At 68.4% G+C, this 18,614-nt stretch carries 20 protein-coding genes; 11 read left to right on the forward strand and 9 right to left on the reverse strand.

Going from position 1 to position 18,614, the window contains the following annotated elements:
* The 3 genes from ABT340_RS32775 to ABT340_RS32785 form a co-directional block, all read left to right on the forward strand.
* On the forward strand, positions 1-180 hold a 180-nt coding region (locus ABT340_RS32775), incomplete at its 5' end, for a hypothetical protein (protein ID WP_352014754.1).
* An 875-nt stretch (positions 181-1,055) separates the two neighbouring features.
* Positions 1,056-1,865 carry a UTRA domain-containing protein gene (locus ABT340_RS32780; RefSeq protein WP_352014755.1) on the forward strand — a complete coding sequence of 270 codons (810 nt, stop codon included), beginning with the start codon at positions 1,056-1,058 and terminating at the stop codon, positions 1,863-1,865.
* A 182-nt stretch (positions 1,866-2,047) separates the two neighbouring features.
* Positions 2,048-3,082, forward strand: coding sequence for an ABC transporter substrate-binding protein (locus tag ABT340_RS32785; RefSeq protein ID WP_352014756.1), 1,035 nt, complete (start codon positions 2,048-2,050; stop codon positions 3,080-3,082).
* Between the two features lie 14 nt (positions 3,083-3,096).
* Here the strand turns inward: ABT340_RS32785 and ABT340_RS32790 are convergent, their stop codons facing one another.
* Complete coding sequence (locus ABT340_RS32790; RefSeq protein ID WP_352014757.1) at positions 3,097-3,717, reverse strand: DUF6461 domain-containing protein; 621 nt, start codon at positions 3,715-3,717, stop codon at positions 3,097-3,099.
* Positions 3,718-3,761: 44 nt separating this feature from the next.
* Here ABT340_RS32790 and ABT340_RS32795 point away from each other — a divergent pair, with 44 nt between their 5' ends.
* Positions 3,762-3,878, forward strand: a complete 117-nt coding sequence (locus tag ABT340_RS32795) for a DUF397 domain-containing protein (protein WP_352014758.1) — start codon at positions 3,762-3,764, stop codon at positions 3,876-3,878.
* A 515-nt stretch (positions 3,879-4,393) separates the two neighbouring features.
* Here the strand turns inward: ABT340_RS32795 and ABT340_RS32800 are convergent.
* Positions 4,394-5,068 (reverse strand): hypothetical protein, encoded by a 675-nt coding sequence (locus ABT340_RS32800; protein ID WP_352014759.1) that lies wholly within the window; start codon positions 5,066-5,068, stop codon positions 4,394-4,396.
* Between the two features lie 109 nt (positions 5,069-5,177).
* On the opposite strand from ABT340_RS32800, the gene ABT340_RS32805 reads away from it, so the two are divergent.
* Positions 5,178-5,945: a TetR/AcrR family transcriptional regulator gene (locus ABT340_RS32805; RefSeq protein WP_352014760.1), complete on the forward strand. Its 768-nt coding sequence runs from the start codon at positions 5,178-5,180 to the stop codon at positions 5,943-5,945.
* Positions 5,946-6,042: 97 nt separating this feature from the next.
* Here ABT340_RS32805 and dnaE read toward each other — a convergent pair whose 3' ends face one another.
* Entirely contained in the window at positions 6,043-9,636 is a 3,594-nt protein-coding gene (gene dnaE, locus ABT340_RS32810) for a DNA polymerase III subunit alpha (RefSeq protein WP_352014761.1), read from the reverse strand.
* Positions 9,637-9,859: 223 nt separating this feature from the next.
* On the opposite strand from dnaE, the gene ABT340_RS32815 reads away from it, so the two are divergent.
* Positions 9,860-10,063: a DUF397 domain-containing protein gene (locus ABT340_RS32815; RefSeq protein ID WP_352014762.1), complete on the forward strand. Its 204-nt coding sequence runs from the start codon at positions 9,860-9,862 to the stop codon at positions 10,061-10,063.
* Between the two features lie 206 nt (positions 10,064-10,269).
* Here ABT340_RS32815 and ABT340_RS32820 read toward each other — a convergent pair whose 3' ends face one another.
* Positions 10,270-11,475 (reverse strand): MFS transporter, encoded by a 1,206-nt coding sequence (locus ABT340_RS32820; protein WP_352014763.1) that lies wholly within the window; start codon positions 11,473-11,475, stop codon positions 10,270-10,272.
* 72 nt (positions 11,476-11,547) lie between these two features.
* Between ABT340_RS32820 and ABT340_RS32825 the strand changes: the two genes are divergently transcribed.
* The 3 genes from ABT340_RS32825 to ABT340_RS32835 all read left to right on the forward strand — a co-directional run bounded on the left by ABT340_RS32825 (position 11,548) and on the right by ABT340_RS32835 (position 13,458).
* Entirely contained in the window at positions 11,548-12,525 is a 978-nt protein-coding gene (locus ABT340_RS32825) for a GlxA family transcriptional regulator (RefSeq protein WP_352014764.1), read from the forward strand.
* A gap of 160 nt (positions 12,526-12,685) precedes the next feature.
* Positions 12,686-13,090, forward strand: a complete 405-nt coding sequence (locus tag ABT340_RS32830) for a YbaB/EbfC family nucleoid-associated protein (protein WP_352014765.1) — start codon at positions 12,686-12,688, stop codon at positions 13,088-13,090.
* Positions 13,087-13,458: a hypothetical protein gene (locus ABT340_RS32835; protein ID WP_352014766.1), complete on the forward strand. Its 372-nt coding sequence runs from the start codon at positions 13,087-13,089 to the stop codon at positions 13,456-13,458. The genes ABT340_RS32830 and ABT340_RS32835 overlap by 4 nt, the downstream gene beginning before the upstream one ends.
* On the opposite strand, the gene ABT340_RS32840 is transcribed toward ABT340_RS32835, so the two are convergent.
* From ABT340_RS32840 to ABT340_RS32850, 3 genes are all read right to left on the reverse strand, one after another.
* The gene (locus tag ABT340_RS32840; RefSeq protein ID WP_352014767.1) at positions 13,370-14,419 is read right to left on the reverse strand and encodes a scabin-related ADP-ribosyltransferase; all 1,050 of its coding nucleotides are present in this window, start codon (positions 14,417-14,419) and stop codon (positions 13,370-13,372) included. The genes ABT340_RS32835 and ABT340_RS32840 overlap by 89 nt on opposite strands.
* A gap of 6 nt (positions 14,420-14,425) precedes the next feature.
* Positions 14,426-14,602, reverse strand: a complete 177-nt coding sequence (locus tag ABT340_RS32845) for a hypothetical protein (RefSeq protein WP_352014768.1) — start codon at positions 14,600-14,602, stop codon at positions 14,426-14,428.
* 90 nt (positions 14,603-14,692) lie between these two features.
* On the reverse strand, positions 14,693-15,838 hold the full coding sequence (locus tag ABT340_RS32850) for an epoxide hydrolase family protein (protein WP_352014769.1): 1,146 nt from the start codon (positions 15,836-15,838) through the stop codon (positions 14,693-14,695).
* A 52-nt stretch (positions 15,839-15,890) separates the two neighbouring features.
* On the opposite strand from ABT340_RS32850, the gene ABT340_RS32855 reads away from it, so the two are divergent.
* Together ABT340_RS32855 and ABT340_RS32860 are read left to right on the forward strand one after the other, a co-directional pair.
* A complete protein-coding gene (locus ABT340_RS32855; RefSeq protein WP_352014770.1) occupies positions 15,891-16,892 on the forward strand; it encodes a helix-turn-helix transcriptional regulator in 1,002 nt (333 codons plus the stop codon).
* A complete protein-coding gene (locus ABT340_RS32860; protein WP_352014771.1) occupies positions 16,889-17,476 on the forward strand; it encodes a DUF3995 domain-containing protein in 588 nt (195 codons plus the stop codon). Before ABT340_RS32855 ends, ABT340_RS32860 begins: the two co-directional genes overlap by 4 nt.
* Positions 17,477-17,570: 94 nt before the next feature.
* On the opposite strand, the gene ABT340_RS32865 is transcribed toward ABT340_RS32860, so the two are convergent.
* Both ABT340_RS32865 and ABT340_RS32870 read right to left on the reverse strand, forming a co-directional pair.
* Positions 17,571-18,074: a peroxiredoxin family protein gene (locus ABT340_RS32865; protein ID WP_352014772.1), complete on the reverse strand. Its 504-nt coding sequence runs from the start codon at positions 18,072-18,074 to the stop codon at positions 17,571-17,573.
* Positions 18,071-18,598 carry an RNA polymerase sigma factor gene (locus ABT340_RS32870; protein WP_352014773.1) on the reverse strand — a complete coding sequence of 176 codons (528 nt, stop codon included), beginning with the start codon at positions 18,596-18,598 and terminating at the stop codon, positions 18,071-18,073. The genes ABT340_RS32865 and ABT340_RS32870 overlap by 4 nt, the downstream gene beginning before the upstream one ends.
* Between the last annotated feature and the right edge of the window lie 16 nt (positions 18,599-18,614).

Below are 18,614 nucleotides of genomic sequence, written 5' to 3' on the forward strand. Positions count from 1 at the left end.
CTGCGGGACAAGAAAGAAGCCGCGCGCCGTACGGCACAGCCGAAGACCGAGGACCACGAGCACCAGGCCGACAGACCGCCTGAGCACGGGGAACGCGACATCGGTCTCCACGCCGGTATGGCCCGCCGCTCGCAGGCCGTACACCATGGCGGTTGGGCTGGCGCGCCCTCGTCCAGGTGATCCCGGATCGAGGAACCCGGGGGAACGGACGCCGAACCCACCTGGGCAACGGCGGCCGGACAGGCCGTACCGACGCGACAGGCGTGGGCTCCAGAGCCGGAACCGGGTCATCCGCAGGAGCCGGCTCCACGACACCATCCGGTACAGCGGCCGGGACCGGCGCGGGCGCTTCCACTCCAGGAGCAGACCGACCCTGACCAGGCACGACCGCCCCCACAGGACCATTCGGCACGGCGTTCGCGGCCGGAGCCATCGCAGGCGCCACCGGCTCAGGATCGGGACGACGCTGAGCAGGTACCAGCGGAATCACCTCGGCGGGCGCGACCTCCACCGGAGGCCGAGGCGAGGGAAGAACCTGCGGGCCGTACGCACGACGGGCCTGAAGACGGGCGTTCATCAGCAGCCCGGACGGCTGCACATACTCGTGCTCGTCCTGGTGCGGGCATCCGTGGGCGTAGGGGGAATGGCCGCAGCGGGCGCATCCCATCGGCAGGGGTACGGCACCGGCGAAGCAACCGCAGCCGTCCCGGATCGACGTGTCCGGGCCGAAGCTCGGAGCACTACTCTTGCTCACGCCTTCCTGATCAAGGCCCCGGCCGGTGTTGCCTCACCGCGATTCCGGGGCCGATCTCATGTCGAAGCTGTGACCGCGCGGCCGGTGACCGCCAAGCCCTCGGCCGCGCGACGTATCACTCGCGCGTGCGACAGACTGGACGACGTGACCGCCACCAATCCACTCGCATTTGTCCGTTATGGTCTTAATGCCCTCTTGTTTATGGGGGCTAAAGTCCCTGTGCTCGGACGATAGCCCGCCGTCGACAACGACGCAATAGGGGGCTAAATTTCGAGTGGACGCGATGTGAAGGACCGATACCTTGGATGCCAGGACGCTGCATGACATCGCAGCCATTTCCGACCCACTTGACCGTGCGCGCGCCGCATCCGCCGCTATGGCAACGCTGCAAGGCCAATCCGTAGAACTTTCCCGAATCCGCCGCGCCGCGATCATCGAGGCCCAGGAGTCCGGCATGAAACAGGACGACATCGCCCGCCACCTGGGAGTGACCCCAGGAAGGGTGAGCCAGATGAAGAAAGCCGGAGCCCCATCCCACCAGGCCCCGACAGGACCCATCGAGCCACGCCCACGCGTCATCGTGGAGCGGGCGATCCCCACACCACCGGCGGTACGCGGCTCGAAATCCCTCTACCTCACCGAAGCCGCCAGCCAGGGGCTCAAACCAGAGCGCAAGATGCTTTTCATCGGTCCCGAGCCGGCCAGCGAACACGTGGCCGTCGCCCTACGCGTCGAGCCCGGCGACACCGTGATCGCCCGCCGCAAGATGTTCTGGGCCAACGACGTGCCCGTACGGATCTCCACCAGCTACTTCCGCCTCGACGTCGCCCAGGGCACCAGGCTGGACAAGCAGGAATTCGTGCTGCCCACCCTCCAGGCCGCGATCGAAGACCTCGGTCACCGCTTCAGCCACGCCACCGAGACACTGACCTCCCGGCCACCTACACCGTACGAAGCCGACCTGCTGGAAGTACCCGGCGAATGGGTGGTACAGGTACTCCGGATCAGCATCAGCACCGACGACATCCCCATCCACGCATTGGAAACTGTCTGCGCGGCCAGCAGACACGTGTTCGTCATCGGACAAGTAGCCGGATTCGACCACTTCTGAGCATCCATCCATCGCCAGACCATTACGGCGGCCGAACAACACCATAAACAGGCACCAAAACCGCTCCTCCGTGTTCGCCGCAATGCGGAGGGGCCTCTCAACACCGCCAAACGGTCACACCTATGGGTCTCTGGAAGTCCAGCCGCAGACAGTCACGAGTTCCGATACGAGGTGAAAATGCGGTGACAGCCCTCACCCTTGGCGCTTTCCTGTCGCTGTCCGGCAAACACGCCCGCTTCGGACGCCGAGCCCGACTCGGCCTGGAGATCTGGCACACCGCCAACCCCGCCCTGAACCTCCTCATCCAGGATGACCGCAGCGATCCTGCGGTCCTACGGGCGGGGTTCCGCGACCTGGCCGACCGGTGCGACATCCTGCTCGGCCCCTACTCCACCCACCTGACCCGCACCGCCGCCCACCTGGCCGCCGACCACGACCGCCTGCTGTGGAACCACGGCGGATCCGGCGACGACGTCGAAGCCTCCCACCCCGGCCACCTCGTCTCGATCCTCACCCCCACCAGCCAATACGCCACCCCCTTCCTGCACCACCTGGCCACCACCACACCCCTGCCCCTGTGGATCGCCACCGGCAAGGGCAGCTTCGGCCGACAGGTCAGCGACGGCGCCGAAACCACCGCCCACACCCTGGGCCTGCCCACCGTACGGCTCGCCCCCTCAGACGACCTGGCCAACGCGACCACGACCCAACCATGGGCGCTGCTGTGCGCCGGAGCCTTCGAAGAAGACGTCGAAACCATCGAACGCGCCAGGGCACTGCCCGTACCACCCCAGGTGGTGTGCGCGGTCGCGGCGGGCGTCCACGAGTTCGGCCAGGCCCTCGACAACCCCCAAGGGACCTACGGCATCGGGCAGTGGTTCCCCGGCACCACACCCACACCCCGCCTCGGCATGGACGAACCCGCCTTCCTGACCGCCTACCACGACCGCGCCGGAGTGCTCCCCGACTACCCGGCCGTCCAGGCCGTGGCCGCCGCGACCATCGCCACCCACTGCGCGACAACCGCCGGGAGCACCTCACGTACCGCTCTGTGGCAGGCCGCCACCGACCTGGAGACCACCACCCTGTTCGGCGCCTTCAAAATCGACCCCCACACCGGCACCCAACGCGGCCACCAACCAGCCCTCATCAAATGGGGTCAAACCGGCTCAATGCCCCTCCAACCAGCCCACCAAAGCCAATTCACGGGACCGTGAAAGGCGGGTTCTACTCACCTCGATCTGGCGATGTCTCCCCACAGATAGGTGGACTCCTCCAGCAGTTGCGGCGTCATCGTGATTCCGGTGAGGTGCTCGGCCAGGAGGAACGCCGGTCCTGCGTGGGGGTCGGCGATCGGATAGACGGGGGAGTCGATCCGTTCCATGACCTCTGCGAGTTCGTCCGGCATCTCCTCCGAGTAGCCTTCCTGGGGCGGGAACTCAGGCTGGACCTTCCCGTCTTTGATCCAGTGGGAGTAGCCCTCCTGGTGCAGGAACTCGAACCGGATCTTTCCGTCGTCGATCCAGTGGAAGTAGTCCATGCCCTCGATTTCGAGGTAGAAGTGGGAGACAAGGCGGGTGCCCGCCGACAGCGGCACGATGACCTCTTCGGTGACGCCAAGCCCACTGTTGGCCTCGACGAGGAGCACCCAGTCTCCAACGGAGGCGGCTCCGAAGCTTCGCCACCGGATCAGTTCATCGAGCGTTGTGTGAGAGCAGTTCTCAACCCGGGCGCCGAGCCGGGCCATCAGTTCCTCGGGCGTCAGGCCGTGGACGTAGGTGAAGCAGTAGGCGTCCGCCAGGTCGGGGAAGCGCTGGGAGAACCAGGAGTGGTCGTCAGGAGTCGCGATCACCCCGCCAGACTCGCAGCACCCACCGACACAACAGGGTCCATGCCATGCTGCCGGCGTTCGCCGCTGTGATCACGGTGGCCACCGACTTTCCCGACCTGGTCGCCGTTTCCGACAGCAAAGACCCCTCCGGTCCCGCCCTGACCTTCAGCGCCTCCAGATGAAACGCCTTCATAGACGACGTAAAACTCGGAACATTCGACGTCTAACCAACGAGCCCGTCATCATGGACAGAGCCCCATAGCCTGAGCCCGTACCCAAAGATGATCAACGCTCTGACCTGCACCGCTGCGCTACCGCCGGCCTGCTGCAAAATCAGCCCACCCGGATCTCGTGCCGCCTTACCTGACCTGGGGCTTTACCTTCGGACTCCTCATCACCCTGAAGGGTTCGCAACCACTTCCAACACGTTCTGGCGTGGTACCTCAGCTTCCACAGTCCTCATCACCCTGAAGGGTTCGCAACGGGATCACATCCCCATATGCGTGCCACCAGCCCCGGTTCCTCATCACCCTGGAGTGGTTCACACCTGATGTGGACCCGCTCACCGAAGGGGGCGAGCGCCTCCGGCCCGTGCCGTTCCGTGGGCGGGTCGTCATGGAGCCGGACCGTGGTCGATCGTTCCTGAGATGGCAGAACGAGTGGCGAGGCCCCCGTGGGCTCGCCACTCGTGTGGTGCCTAGGCGTGGGCGGCCGGTCTCCGCGGAGTCCTCCTCCTCAGCGTCGCGACGCCCACGGCCGCCAGCCAGGTGGCGGCGATGCCGTTGAACATCGCGACCGCGCCCCAGCCGTTGGAGGCGTAGAACTCGTCGGAGTTGAAGCCGAAGAACATCGACGGCACCCCGGCCAGGTGCAGGGCGGCGATGGCGAACGACGACCAGCCGACCCAGCCGGGAAGGGCGCGGGAACGCAGCACCGCGTATCCGAAGGCGACGCCGAAGACGACCAGCATCAGATGGGTGATGGAGCCGTAGAGCAGGTAGGTGGGCACGGTGCGGGTCGGGTCGATCTCCTCGGCGGCTTTGATGGCGCTGCTGCCCTCGATCCCCTTGGCGACCATGTCGACGATCGTCCACGTCACGCCCGCCGTACCGGCGACCGCGCCGAACCATTCGAACCGGGCGTCGGCCTGCGCGATCAGGGGCCGGACGCCGGCCATGAACACCAGGAACAGCGTGAGGGCGAGGAAGTTGAAGAGCGTACGGGTGAGGATCAGCCAGTCCGGCATGAGGCTGCCGGTCTCGACACCGCAGGCCGGGGGGTCACAGGTGGGGACCACGAAGTACAGGGGGAGTTCGGCCATCGCGAAAACGGCGCCGAGGACCGCGGCCAGGCCGATCCAGCGGCGCGCCACAGACGGGAACTGAATCTGTGCATGCCATGAAGTGTTCATGGCATGCACAGTAGCAACAACTGTGTAAGCCGTCTACTATTTCTCTTGGATCTTCGAGAGGACGCAGGCCATGACCCCACGCAAGAGTCACGACCCCGTACCCGCCGACCTTGAGGCGCTGCCGCCGGGCCTGGCCGCGGCCTGGGGCGTGGTCGACACCGGGGGACGGCGCGGCCCCAAACCGGCGCACAGCGTCGAGAAGATCATCGCGGTGGCGACGGAGCTGGCCGACGAGGAGGGCATCGCCGCCGCCTCGCTGCCGAAGGTGGCCGCCCGGATCGGCGTGACCACCAACGCCCTGTACCGCTACGTCAGCTCTAAGGAGGAGCTCATCGTGCTCCTGGCCGACCGCGCCTGGGGCGACCCGCCCGCGCTGCCGGACGGCGACTGGCGGGAGGCGGCGGCGCTGTGGTCACGCCGGCTGTTCGAACGCTTCATCTCCCGCCCATGGCTGCTGGACGTGCCGACGACCGTCTCCCTGACCCCGCACAACGCGGCCTGGCTGAACGCGCTGATCACCGTGCTCGGATCGACCGGCATGGCGGCGCAGCAGACGCTGAACTGCGCGTATCTCCTCGACAGCCACGCCCGGTACGGTGCCAACCTGCGGCGCAACACCCCGACACCGGCCGCGTTGCGCCGGGCGAATCCCGACCAGCAACGGGCGGTGCGCGCGGTCCGCGTCTTCCTGGACGGCCAGCTCCGCTCCCGCGACCTGAACGCCGTCGCGGACGCGATGGAGGACCCGATGTTCCTCTCCGACGAACCCCCGCTCGACGGCTTCGAGTTCGGTCTCGCGAGGATTCTCGACGGCATAGAGGCATATGTGCGGCGGTGAGAATGCCGTCACGGCCGGCCTGCCGGATGGGACGCCGTCGAAGCACGCAGGCCGTACGGCCTCCTCAGCGAACCGAGGAGGCCAGGCCGGTCAAGGGTCAGTAGTCGGCCAGGGCGTTGGGGCCCAGGAGGACCTTGAGGTCTCCGGCGAAGGCGCCGTTGGCGAGGTTGACCTTGTACTCCGGGGCGAGGCCGACGAGGACCTTGCGCCGGTTGAGCCGTTCGACCATGAACTGGACCGGGGTGTCGCCCTTGTGGGTCCGGAACATCTGCTTCAGCTCGTCGACGAGCTTCCGGTCGATCTTGCTCTCCTGGAGGGAGATGACGATCGGGTCCTTGTCGCCGGGCTGGGGGACCTTGGAGATGTCGAGGAACTCGAAGGCGACGGCGTTGAAGCTGACGCTGGCGTCCTCGCCGTTCTCCCGGATGCGGATCTTGCCGGTGCACGCGACGACGAGGTCGGGGGCGAGGTTGTCGCCGTAGAGCTGGTAGGTGGTCGGGAAACAGGGGACCTCAAGGCTGCCGTCGTGATCCTCGATCTTGAGGATGGCCCAGACGTTGCCCTGCTTGGTGACCTTCTTCTCGACGCCGGAGATGATGCCGGAGATCTTGATCTCACCGCGTTCCCGGTCGGCGTCGCCGTTGAGGACCTGCGCGATCGAGTGGGTGCGGTTCTTCTCCAGAACGCGTTCCGCGCCGTTGAGAGGGTGGTCGGAGACGTAGAGGCCGAGCATTTCGCGCTCGAAGGCGAGCTTGGTCTTCTTGTCCCACTCGTTCGGCGGGACGACGACGGCGAAGGCCGCGTCACCGTCACCGGAGTCCTCGAAGGCGCCGAACAGGGAGTCCTGTCCCATCGCCTCCTTCTTCTTGACGTCGATGACGGAGTCGATGGCTTGTTCGTGCACCATGACGAGCCCGAATCGCGGGTGGTCGAGGTCGTCGAAGGCTCCGGCCTTGATCAGTGATTCGATCGTGCGCTTGTTGCAGACCTGGACGGGGACCTTGGTCAGGAAGTCATTGAAGTCGGTGTACTTCCCGTGTTCCTTGCGGGCCGAGATGATCCCCTGGATGGGACCGTCGCCGACGTTCTGAATGGCGCCGAGGCCGAACCGGACGTCCTCGCCGACGGCGGAGAACCGGAGGTTGGACTCGTTGACCGACGGCGGCAGGACCCGGACCTTCATCCGGCGGCATTCGGCCAGGTAGATGGCCATGCGGTCCTTGTTCGTGCCGACCGAGGTCAGGAGCGCCGCCATGTACTCGGCGGGGTAGTTGGCCTTCAGATAGGCGGTCCAGTAGGAGACGAGTCCGTACCCGGCGGTGTGGGACTTGTTGAAGCCGTAGGAGCTGAAGGGTTCGAGGACGTCCCAGACGGCCTTGGCGTGTTCCTCGGTGAAACCCTTACTGATCATGCCGGAGGAGAACGTGGCCCACTGTTTGTCCATCTCCTCCTTCTTCTTCTTGCCCATCGCGCGCCGGAGGATGTCGGCGCCGCCGAGGGTGTAGCCGGCGAGCTGCTGGGCGATGGCCATGACCTGCTCCTGGTAGACCACCAGGTGGTAGGTGTTGCCGAGGATCGGCTCCAGGGCGTCCTTGAGGTCGGGGTGGATCGGCTCGACCTTCTGCGTCCCCGCCTTGCGCAGCGCGTAGTTGACGTGCGCGTTCGCGCCCATGGGTCCGGGACGTCCCAGCGCGAGGATCGACGAGACGTCCTCGAACTCCGTGGGGGCGATCAGCTTGGTGAGGTCGCGCATCATGGACGAGTCGAGCTGGAACACGCCCAGCGTCCACCCGGCGGCCAGCAGCTCGTAGGCCTTCTTGTCGTCCAGCGGCACCTTGAGCATGTCGAGTTCGATACCGCGGTTGGCCTTGATGTTCTCGACCGCGTCCCCGAGCACGGTGAGGTTGCGCAGGCCCAGGAAGTCCATCTTGAGCGCGCCCATGCTCTCGCTGGACGGCCCGTCGAAGCCGGTGATGCGGGCGCCGTCGTCCTGCCGCATGAAGATCGGCATGACGTCGACCAGCGGCTGGGACGACAGGATGACGCCGGCGGCGTGGACACCGGTGCCCCGGGTCAGCCCCTCAAGGCCGAGCGCGGTCTCGATGACCTTCTTGACGTCGGCGTCCTCCTCGTACAGCTTGCGGAGTTCGCTGGCCTCGGCGTATCGAGGGTGGTCCTTGTCGAAGATGCCGCTGAGCGGGATCTCCTTGCCCATGACGGCGGGCGGGAACGCCTTGGTGATCTTCTCGCCGACGGCGAAGGGGTAGCCCAGGACGCGCCCCGCGTCCTTCACGGCCGCCTTCGACTTGATCGTCATGTAGGTGATGATCAGCGAGACGTTGTCCTCGCCGTACCGCTCCGTGACATAGCGGATCATGTCACCGCGCCGACGCTCGTCGAAGTCCAGGTCGACGTCGGGCATCGAGATTCGTTCGGGGTTGAGGAACCGCTCGAACAGCAGCTGGTGCTCGATGGGGTCGAGTTCGGTGATGCCGGTGACGTAGGCGACCATCGACCCGGTGGCCGAACCTCGTCCGGGGCCGACCCAGATGCCGTTGTCGCGGGCGTACTGGCAGATGTCGGCGACGACGAGGAAGTAGCCGGGGAAGCCCATCGTCTCGATCACGCCGAGCTCGTACTCGATGCGTTCGAGGACCTCGGCGGGGACCGGGTCCCCGAACCGGCGCACGGCGCCGCGGGCGCACTCCTTGCGCAGCCAGCTCATCTCCGTCTCCCCTTCGGGGACGGGGAACTTGGCGGCGAGGTCCCGGTGGGCGAACACCTCTTCGTAGGACTCGACCCGTTCGGCGATCAGCAGGGTGTTGTCGCAGCCCTGCCTCCACAGCTCGTCGTGGTCGAGGCCGCGCATCTCCTCGGCGGAGCGGATGTAGTAACCGGCTCCGGAGAAGCGGAAACGGTCGGGCGCGTCGATCTGGGAGTTGGTGCCGACGCACAGCAGCGCGTCGTGGGCGGTCGCCTGGTCCTCGGTGACGTAGTGGGAGTCGTTGGTGACCAGCGGCGGGATGTTGAGTATCCTGCCGATCTCCAGAAGCTGGTCGCGGACGCAGGTCTCGATGAGGATCTTCCCGTGGTCCATCAGCTCCAGGAAGTAGTTCTCCTTGCCGAAGATCTCCTGGTACTTCGCCGCGTGCTCCAGCGCCTTGTCGAACTGGCCCAGCCGCAGCCGTGTCTGGACCGCGCCGGACGGGCAGCCGGTCGTCGCGATGATCCCCTCGTGGTACTGGTCGAACAGCTCGTCGTCCATGCGGGGGTACTTCTTCATGTGGCCTTCGAGCGAGGCCAGCGAAGAGATCTTGAAGAGGTTCTTCAGGCCTTGGGCGTTGTAGGCCCACATCGTCTTGTGCAGGTAGGTGCCTGACGCCGACACGTCACCGCCGACCCCGCGCTGTTCGTCGAACTTGCGCTGGTGCGGCTCTCCCCAGAAGACGGGCTTCTTGTGGAAGCGGGACTCGGGGCTCACGTAGCCCTCGATCCCGATGATCGGCTTGATCCCGGCGCCGGTGACCTTCTTGTTGAACTCGTAGCTGCCGAACAGGTTGCCGTGGTCGCTCATCGCGATGGCGGGCATGCCGAGCTGACTGACCCGATCGGCCATCTTCCCGATCTTCGCCGCGCCGTCCAGCATGGAGTACTCAGTGTGAACATGCAGGTGCACGAACGAATCAGCCACGGTTGATCTTGGCCTTTCGGGGTCGAGCGGTCGGTGCCCCAACCTTATCGACGCGGCTCAGTGGGTGACCCTTGTTACTCCCGGAAGCGCATGATCGACTTGTATGTCCGGCCCCGCCCTTCCATGAGCCCCGGTATGCCCATACGACATGGAGGTCTTGCGCGTGTTGGGACCACCTCGCAGAGTGAGGACCAGACCGCCCGCCCTAAGGCAAGGAGCCCCCATGATTCCCGATCTGACCGGCGCCGAGTTCCACAAGAGCAGTCTCAGCGGCACCCACGACGACTGTGTCGAGGTCGCCGTGAACCTCCCCGGCCTGGTGGCCGTCCGCGACAGCAAAGATCCCTCCGGCCCGGCCCTGGCCTTCGGTGTCTCCGGATGGGACGCCTTCATAGGCCACGTGAAAATTGGAACGTTCGATTTCTGATCGGCGACAACGTCTTCGCCGGGTTCCGGCCGAACAGCGGGCCGTACCCCGGGCCACCGTGGACCGCTGTGAACCACAGTGGGCCACCGCGGACCGCTGTGAACCACAGTGGACCACCGTGGACCACTGCGGACCACTGCGGACCACTGCGGGCCACCGTGGGCGCCCCCGCGTACCACGATGGCCCGGCCCTCCCGGGGCACCGGCTACGTCAGCGACTCGGCCGGGGCCACGATCGACGGGCCGCCGGTCTCCTCGGGGGCCCGGCCGAGCTGCCTGATCGGCCTGATCAGCAGGAGCGCCGCCGCCACGCCCAGCGTCACCAGGGCGGACCCCATGATGAAGGTGCGCGGTTCGATCAGCGTGGTGACCGGACCGGCGATCGCCTGCCCGACCGCCATGCCCGAGACCGACCCGGCCACCTGGTAGGCGTTGACCCGGTTCATCACGTCCGGTGCGACCTTCGTCTGAACGCTGGTCGACCACATCACCGACCAGAACGCCATCGCGACCCCGCCGATCAGGTGCCCGGCCATCAGCATCGGCAGCGGCAGTCCGAGCGCGACCGACAGGGGCGCGGCCATGTAGCCGCTCAGTGCCGTCGCCCCGGCGGCCAGCGGCTTGGCCGGTCTGAGCCTGATCGCCACCAGCCCGCCCAGTACGGTGCCGAGGCCGAGCGCCGCCATCACCCAGCCGTAGTCGGCCCCGATGACCTGCGACGACAGCGGCACGTACGGCCCGATCACCAGAACGCCCCAGAAGACCCAGACCAGGATGGTCGACCACATCCAGTTCATGGCCCTGAACTCCTCCCAGCCCCTGCGCAGGTCGCCCAGCACGTTGGAGGGGCCCGGCTTGGGGACGGCGACCCGGATCAGCAGCAGGGCCACCCCGCTGACGAGGAAGGTCGCGGCGTCGACCGTGTAGACGAAGACCGGGCCGGTGGCGACGATGAGGACTCCGGCCAGCGCGGGACCCGCCAGCTGGGTGATCGCCTCGGCGATCTTCAGTGTCGCGTTGGCCCGTTGCGGGTCCTTCGCGACCAGGGGGACCATGCCGTTGATGCACGGTTCGAACGTCCCGGCGCCGATGCCCGAGAAGAACGCCATCGTCAGCAGCAGGGCGAGCGGCGGGGCGCCGTCCAGGAAGGCGACGGCCACGCATCCCTGGGTGACGACCCTGAGCGCGTCCGCGCCGATCATCAGGCGCCGGGCGCCGATCCGGTCGGCGAAGACCCCGCCGAACAGCATGACCAGCACGGCTGACGTGGTCCAGATCGCGAGCGTGTAGCCGACACCCGCGATCCCGTAGACTTCTCCGACCGCCAGCGCCGAGGCGACGGGCATCATCGCGTCGCCGAGCAGTGAGATCGTACGGGCTCCGAAGTAGAGGCTGAAGTTCCTCGTCCACATAAATCCTCATTCTGAGTTTCTCCAACCCAGGGCGCCGGTGTCCCGAATGACATCATTGGGTACATTTGAGCCATGTCCCTGGACTGCCCGGAACCACCCCCGGCCTCTCTCAGCCCGCATCGTGTGGTCGCCCTGGTCGCTCCGAAGCAGGAGCTCTACCCGGTCACCTCCGCCTCGGCCGTCTTCGGCTACCACGGCTCGGCGATCCCCCAGCACTACAGCTTCAGCCTGTGCGCCGAGCACCCCGGCTCCCTGCCCACCACCCTCGGCGTCCCCATCCAGGTCGACAGCGGGCTGGAGGCCGTCGACGACGCCAAGACCGTGATCATCGCGGGCTGGAGCTGGGCTCTCACCCCCTCGCCCGCCGTACTCGGCGCGGTGTCCCAGGCCCACGCACGAGGCGCCCGCATCGTCGCCGTCGGCTCCGGGATCTTCGTCCCCGCCACCCTGGGGCTCCTGGACGGCCGCCGGGCCTCCGTCCACTGGGAACTCTCCCGCGAACTCGCCGCCCGCCACCCCCGCATCATCCTCGACGACACCATCATCTACGTCGACCACGGCGACGTCGCCACCGCCGGAGCCTCGGCCGCCACCCTCGACCTCTGTCTCCACCAGGTCCTCCAGGAGTACGGCGCCGCCCACGCCATGCGCATCGGCCGTCAGCTCGCCGCCGGTCCGCACCGCGAGGGCTGCCAGCGGCAGTACCCTCCCCTGCCGACCACCGGCCCCATGCCGGCTCCCCTGGCGCCCCTGCTCGAATGGCTGCTCTCGCGCCTGCACGACCCGATCACCGTCGAGGACATGGCCGCCTACTCGGGCGTCTCCCCCCGGACCCTCACCCGGCAGTTCGCCGACCAGCTCGGCGTCCCCCCGGCCCGCTGGCTGCTGGAACGCCGCCTGGCCGCAACCCGCGCCCTGCTTGAGGAGACCGACCTGCCCGTCGAGACCATCGCCACCCGCGTCGGCCTCTCCTCGGCGGTCAACCTCCGCCGTCGTTTCCACACCGCCCTGCGAACCACCCCGGCCGCCTACCGCCGTTCCTTCCGCTGACGCCGTACGGCGCGGACCAGGACGCGCGGTGGCCGGTGCGCCAACGGGAGAGCGTCGCCCAAGAAGCCCTCGGGCGGCAGCGGGCCGGTAAGCGGCATGTTGGAGGTCGTTCATCCGGGCGACGGCCTGTCGTAGGGCGCCGTCCTTATGGTGATGGTTCATGACAGCGGGTTTTGAGGACTTCGACCGGTTCCTGGAGGAGGCCCGCCGGGCGCTCGACGCGGCCGACCGGCCGCCGTCCGAGGACGAGCCCCCGGGTGGGAGGGGAACGGCCGCGGACGGGCGGATCGTCGCCGAGGTCTCGCCGGACGGCCTGCTCAGCTCGCTGAGGGCCGACCCCCGGGTCATGCGGATGGGCCTGCAGGAGCTGTGCGACCAGGTCGTGCACGCCGTCAACGCCGCGCTCAACGACCTGCGCTCGAACCTCGACGCCCGTCACGGGGCGGTGGACGTGACGGGGCTGACGGAGGCGCTGGGCACCGTCCAGGAGGAGTCGATGCGGAGGATGAACCTCTTCGTGGAGGAGATCGGCGAGCTGGCCCGCCGGATCGAAGGACGCGGATGAAGCCCCTTGAGGTCCGCTCACCCAGCCTCCGTACGGCGTCCGGCGGACTCGGCGGCGTGGGCGGAGATCTGGCCGTCCAGGGGCGCGACCTCGGGTCCTCGACGGCCGCGTTCGGTTCCGGGCCCGTCGGCGGGCTGCTGGGCGACCTCCTGGGCCGGACGCTCGGCGCGATCACCGAGTCGCTGGAGTCGGTCGTGGCCGACCTGGGCGACGCCGGGCAGGCGCTCGGCCGGATGGACGCCGGCTACCGGCGGGCGGAGAGCCTCAGCGAGGAGGCCGTCAGCCAGGCTTCGCGTGGGGGTTCTCCAGCCAGTCCCCCACCGTCACATCGCCCTTACGGGACACCTGGTACGGCCTGGCCCGCATGACGTACTCCGGGGAGACCCCACCGGGGAAGACGACCTCGTCGTAGCTGGAGTTCGGCAGGCGGAGACCGGTGCCGCCGGGGGTTCGGATGTCGTACACCCAGCCCTGGCGACCGTACTCGTGCCACTGGAGATGGATCCTGTCGGAGTAGCTGGTGCTGACGTAGGCGGTCTGGCGTGAACTCGGGTCCAGGTGCTCGACGTATCCGTTCAGGTCGGTGTTGTGCGGGTTCTTCGGCCGGAAGCCCTCGGAGAAGATCTCGTCGGGATGCCGGGTGTCCGACCGGTAGACGGGTTCGCTGTCCCGCCGCCACACCGGCCGGGTGCTGTTACGGAAGGGCGAGCCTCGGAAGCCGGGACGCGGCCGGATCGCCGAGATGTTCACCTCGCGGTTGGCCGCCGCCCTGAGCGGGTCCCAGTCCGCGGGCCGGCCACGCAGCCGGCCCGCGCCGGTGCGCAGCAGCGCCATGGCGCGCCTCATCGGTTCGACCACGCCGCGCGAGAGGAAGCGGACGATGTCGTCCAGCAGCGTGCGCAGGGCTCGGCGGGTCCTGGCGACGGCCGCGGGCAGCGTCGCCGGCGAGGCCATGGCTCGGGCCGCGACGACCACCAGCGCGACGAGCTGGGCGATCACCCCCAGCTTCCACAGCAGCGTGGCCACGGCCGCCGTCAGGAGGGCCAGGCCCACCAGCTCGGCGGCGTCGGCCAGCCGGTTCGCCCGGTCGGCGGGCGCGTTCTCCGCCATCCACGAGCGGTAGGCGTCCACCCCGTCGCCGGTGTTGTCCCGCCACACCTGGCTCGCGTACGCGTCGGTGTCGCGGACCGAGCCCCGCAGCCGGGCGGCCATCGCCGTGTACCGCGTGCCCTCCGCGTGCAGGAGGTCCTCGTCGAACCCCTCCGGCCACGCCGCCACACCGGTCCAGGCGAGCGGGGCCGCCAGCGCCTGCGGTAACTGGAGGGACATCGACGCTCAGCGGTCGTTCGGGTTGCGGACGCCCGCCGGGCCCTCCGCGCTGTTCCGCCGGGAGCCGACCACGCCGTCCTGGTCGAAGGACGCGTCGATCGCGACGACCAACTTTTTGGCCTCCGAACGCGCCTCGGCACGCACACGGTCAACGATCAGGGATGATTCGGGCCTCTCGGACATCGCGTGGAGCCTACTGGATCGGCCGTCCATGATCCACACCACCGGAGACCTTGGAAGGCTCCCTCCCTGCCTGAGAAGGGAAGGGCCGGGTCAGCGCAGGGGGCGGAAGAAGGTCCTGATGTCCTCCGTCAGAAGGTCGGGGGCCTCCATGGCGGCGAAGTGGCCGCCTCTGGAGAACTCCGACCAGTGCACGACGTTGTGCTCGCGTTCCGCGATCCGCCTGACCCCCGCGTCGCCTGGGAAGACCGCCACCCCGTGGGGCAGCGCCGAGTGCTCGGCCGCCGCGCCCCAGCTCTTCTGCTCCTCCTTGTAGAGGCGGGCGGCCGAGGCTGCGGTCCCGGTGAACCAGTAGACGCTCACGTCGGTGAGCAACTGGTCGATGTCCACCGCGTCCTCGGGGAGTTCGTGGGCCGGGTCGGTCCACTCCTTGAACTTCTCCACGATCCACGTCAGCTGCGCCGCGGGTGAGTCGTGCAGCCCGAAGGCGAGGGTCTGCGGCCGGGTCGCCTGGATGATCGCGTAACCGGCCTGGTCCTGGTTCTGGTACTGGCCGAGACGGGCGAGTTCCTCAGGGGTGAGGCCCACGAACTCGGCCGGGTCGCCGGTCGGGAAGCCGAGCGCGCCGTTGACGTGCACGCCGACGACGTTCTCCGGTGCGGTACGGCCCAGCATCGGCGAGATGACCGCGCCGCTGTCGCCGCCCTGCGCGCCGTAGCGCCGGTAGCCGAGCCGGTCCATCAGCTCCGCCCAGGCCCGCGCGACGCGCCGCAGGTCCCAGCCGGCCTCGGTGGTCGGGCCGGAGAAGCCGAAGCCGGGGATGGACGGGGCCACGACGTGGAAGGCGTCGGACCGGGCTCCGCCGTACGACACCGGGTCGGTCAGCGGGCCGATGATCTTCATGAACTCGGCGACCGAGCCCGGCCAGCCGTGCGTGATGATCAGCGGAAGAGCGTCGGGTTCGGGTGAGCGGGCGTGCAGGAAGTGGATGTTCTGCCCGTCGATTTCCGTCGTGAACTGCGGGAACGCGTTCAGCCGCGCCTCGGCGGCACGCCAGTCGAAACCGGTGCGCCAGTAGTCGGCCAGCTTGCGCGCATAGTCGACGGGAACCCCGTACGACCAGCCCACACCGGGCAGTTCGTCCGGCCAGCGGGTCGCCGCGAGCCGACCGCGCAGGTCGTCCAGCCGGGTCTGCGGGATGTCGATCCGGAACGGGTGGATCCGCAGGTCGTTGTTCATGTCCCTCACCGTAGGCAGCGGCTAGGACAGCTTCGGTCCTAGGCTGGACGCCATGTTGGAGACATCGGCACGGCTGTTGCGGTTGCTTTCGTTGTTGCAGACCCCCAGGGACTGGTCGGGCACCGAACTGGCCGTACGGCTCGGCGTCTCATCCCGCACGGTCCGCCGCGATGTCGAACGCCTCCGCGACCTCGGATACGTCGTGCACGCCACCGCGGGCGCCCCCGGCTACCGGCTCGGGGCGGGGGCCGGGCTTCCGCCGCTGCTGCTCGACGACGAGGAGGCGGTCGCGGTCGCCATCGGGCTCGGCACCGCCGCCGTCTCCGGGGTGACGGGCATCGAGGAGACCTCCGTCCGCGCCCTGGCCAAACTGGAACAGGTTCTTCCCGCCCGGCTGAGGAACCGCGTCGGCGACCTGCGGTCGGTCACGGTCCCGCTGACGGACCGGGCCTCCGCCGTGGACCCGGCCACGCTCACCGCGATCGCCGCCGCCGTCCGTGCCCGGGAGAGCCTGCGATTCGACTACCGCTCCCACGACGGCACCGAGGACCGTCGTGCGGCCGAGCCGTACCGCCTGGTCAACTCGGGGCGCCGGTGGTATCTGGTGGCGTGGGACACCGGCCGGGGCGACTGGCGCACGTTCCGCATCGACCGGCTGCGGCTGCGCACCCCGAACGGGCCGCGTTTCACGCCCCGCGAGCCGCCCGGCACCGACCTCGTCCAGTACGTCGCGGAACGGATCTCCGTCAATCCGTACCGCTACCGCGGCCGGTTCACGGTGCACGCCCCGGCCGACGTCATCGCCGCCCGGATGCCGCCGACGATCGCGGTGGTCGAGCCGACCGGTGACGACACGTGTGTCCTCAGCACCGGGTCGAACTCCCTGGACGAGCTGGCCATGTGGGTCGCGGGGCTCGGTGTCCCCTTCGAGGTGCACGACCCTCCCGAACTCGTCCGGCACATCCACGCCCTCGCCGCCCGCCTCAGTGAGGCGACCCGGTACGGCCCCCGGCCGCCGGCGGCGTCAAAGGATCAAGCAGAATCGCCGTCATGAGTCTGAGCCTTGACGCAACAGGCCATCCGGCACGATGGCCGGGATATGCCACCGCCTTCTGGGGGTTCGCCTTCGCCGTCCCGAGTTTCTGCTGGGCGCTCGGTATCGGCCTGGCGGGGGCCTCGACCACGCTCTCACCCCAGCTGGTCGAATTGGCCGCGAGGCAGGACTCCGGCTTCATCACGGCGTTGTGGGTGACGGGTGTGCTCAAGGTCGTCGGCGCGGTGCTGGGCCTGGCGCTCATCCGCCGTCGTCCCTGGGGGCACGGCATGAACCTTCTCCTGCAACTGACGGCGTGGGGCGCGGGGGTCCTGCTCATCTGCCATGGCGCGGGATTCGTCGTGAACGGAATTCTCGTCGAGACGAACGTCGTCGGCATCGATCCCGAGCTGCGGTCGGTCAGCCGCTGGTACACCTACCTGTGGGGACCGTGGTTCGTGGCCGGAGGGGTCGCCTTCCTCCTCGCCGCACGAGCCCACCTGCGCGGAGTCGCCGAACGCCGGAACGCCGTGATCGCGGGGATCATCGGCGGTCTCGGCGCGCTGGCGATCTCCGTCATGCTCCTGATATGGGGCCTGGGATAGTCCCGTTCCCTTGACGAACATGCCCGGCCCGGCAATGGCGATGACCGTCACCGGGCAACGATTCAACGACCGCGCCCTCGCGGGCGACCGACCCTCACACCCCGAGGGACCGTACGGCCCGCATGACACCCTTTCTGTCGTAGCCGCCGGTGGGGAGGGTGGCGCTGTGGACGTGCCGGATGACGCCGTGGACGTCGACGAGCAGGCTGCCCGACCGCTGCATCGCGCCGAAGACCCTCCTGTCGAGGCCGACCATCTCGTGGGGGGTGCCGCCGCGGGCGGTGAGCACGGGGAACGGAACACGCTGCCTGGCCTTCCAGGTGGCCGCCCGCTGCCTGCTCTCGGGGACCGCGATGAGGACGCGGACGTTCTCGGCCTCCAGGTCGTCGCCGCTCCTGACGAGGTCCTGGACGTTCCTGTTGCAGACAGGGCACGAGGTGGAGCGCACGAAGTAGAGCAGCACGGCGTGCTCGCCCCGGTAGTCGGACAGGCGGACGGTGTCGCCCACGGTGTCTTCGAGCACCATCTCCGGGGCGGGCGATCCGGTTTCGAGCATGGTGGAACTTCCCTTCGAACGTTCGGGGTCTTCAGGAGTCACGGCCTCAGGCTGGTCCGGAGGGCGGTACGGGCTCGGTGCAGGTGGGACTTCATCGCCGGGGTGCTCAGGCCGAGCGAGGTGGCGACCGTACGCCCCGGGTAGCCCAGCACGTCCCGCATGATCAGGACACGGCGCTGGACGTCGGGCAGCTCCTGGATCGCCTGCGCGAGCAGGCCGGCCTCCAGCCGCCGGAGGACCTCCTCCTCGGCGGACGCGGCCAGCCCCGCCCCGACCTCCTCGCCGTGGTGGTCGAGCAGCCGCCGGGCGCGGCGGACGCACTCGTTCCTGACGATCCTGAACATCCAGGACGCCAGCGCCGCCGAGGCCCGCAACGAGCCGATCTTGCGGAACAGGACGATCAACGCCTCCTGCGCCGCGTCCTCGGCGTCCTGCGGGGACGCGCACAGGTGCTCGGCGAACCGCCGTACATGCGGGTGGGCGCCGTAGACCACCGCGGCGATCGACTCCACGTCACCGCCCTGGGCGGCCTCGATGAGCTGCTCGCTCGCCCAACCACCGTCCACCTGGAACCCCCTCCCG

The sequence above is a fragment of the Streptosporangium sp. NPDC000239 genome, assembly GCF_040300765.1.
GTDB lineage: Bacteria > Actinomycetota > Actinomycetes > Streptosporangiales > Streptosporangiaceae > Streptosporangium.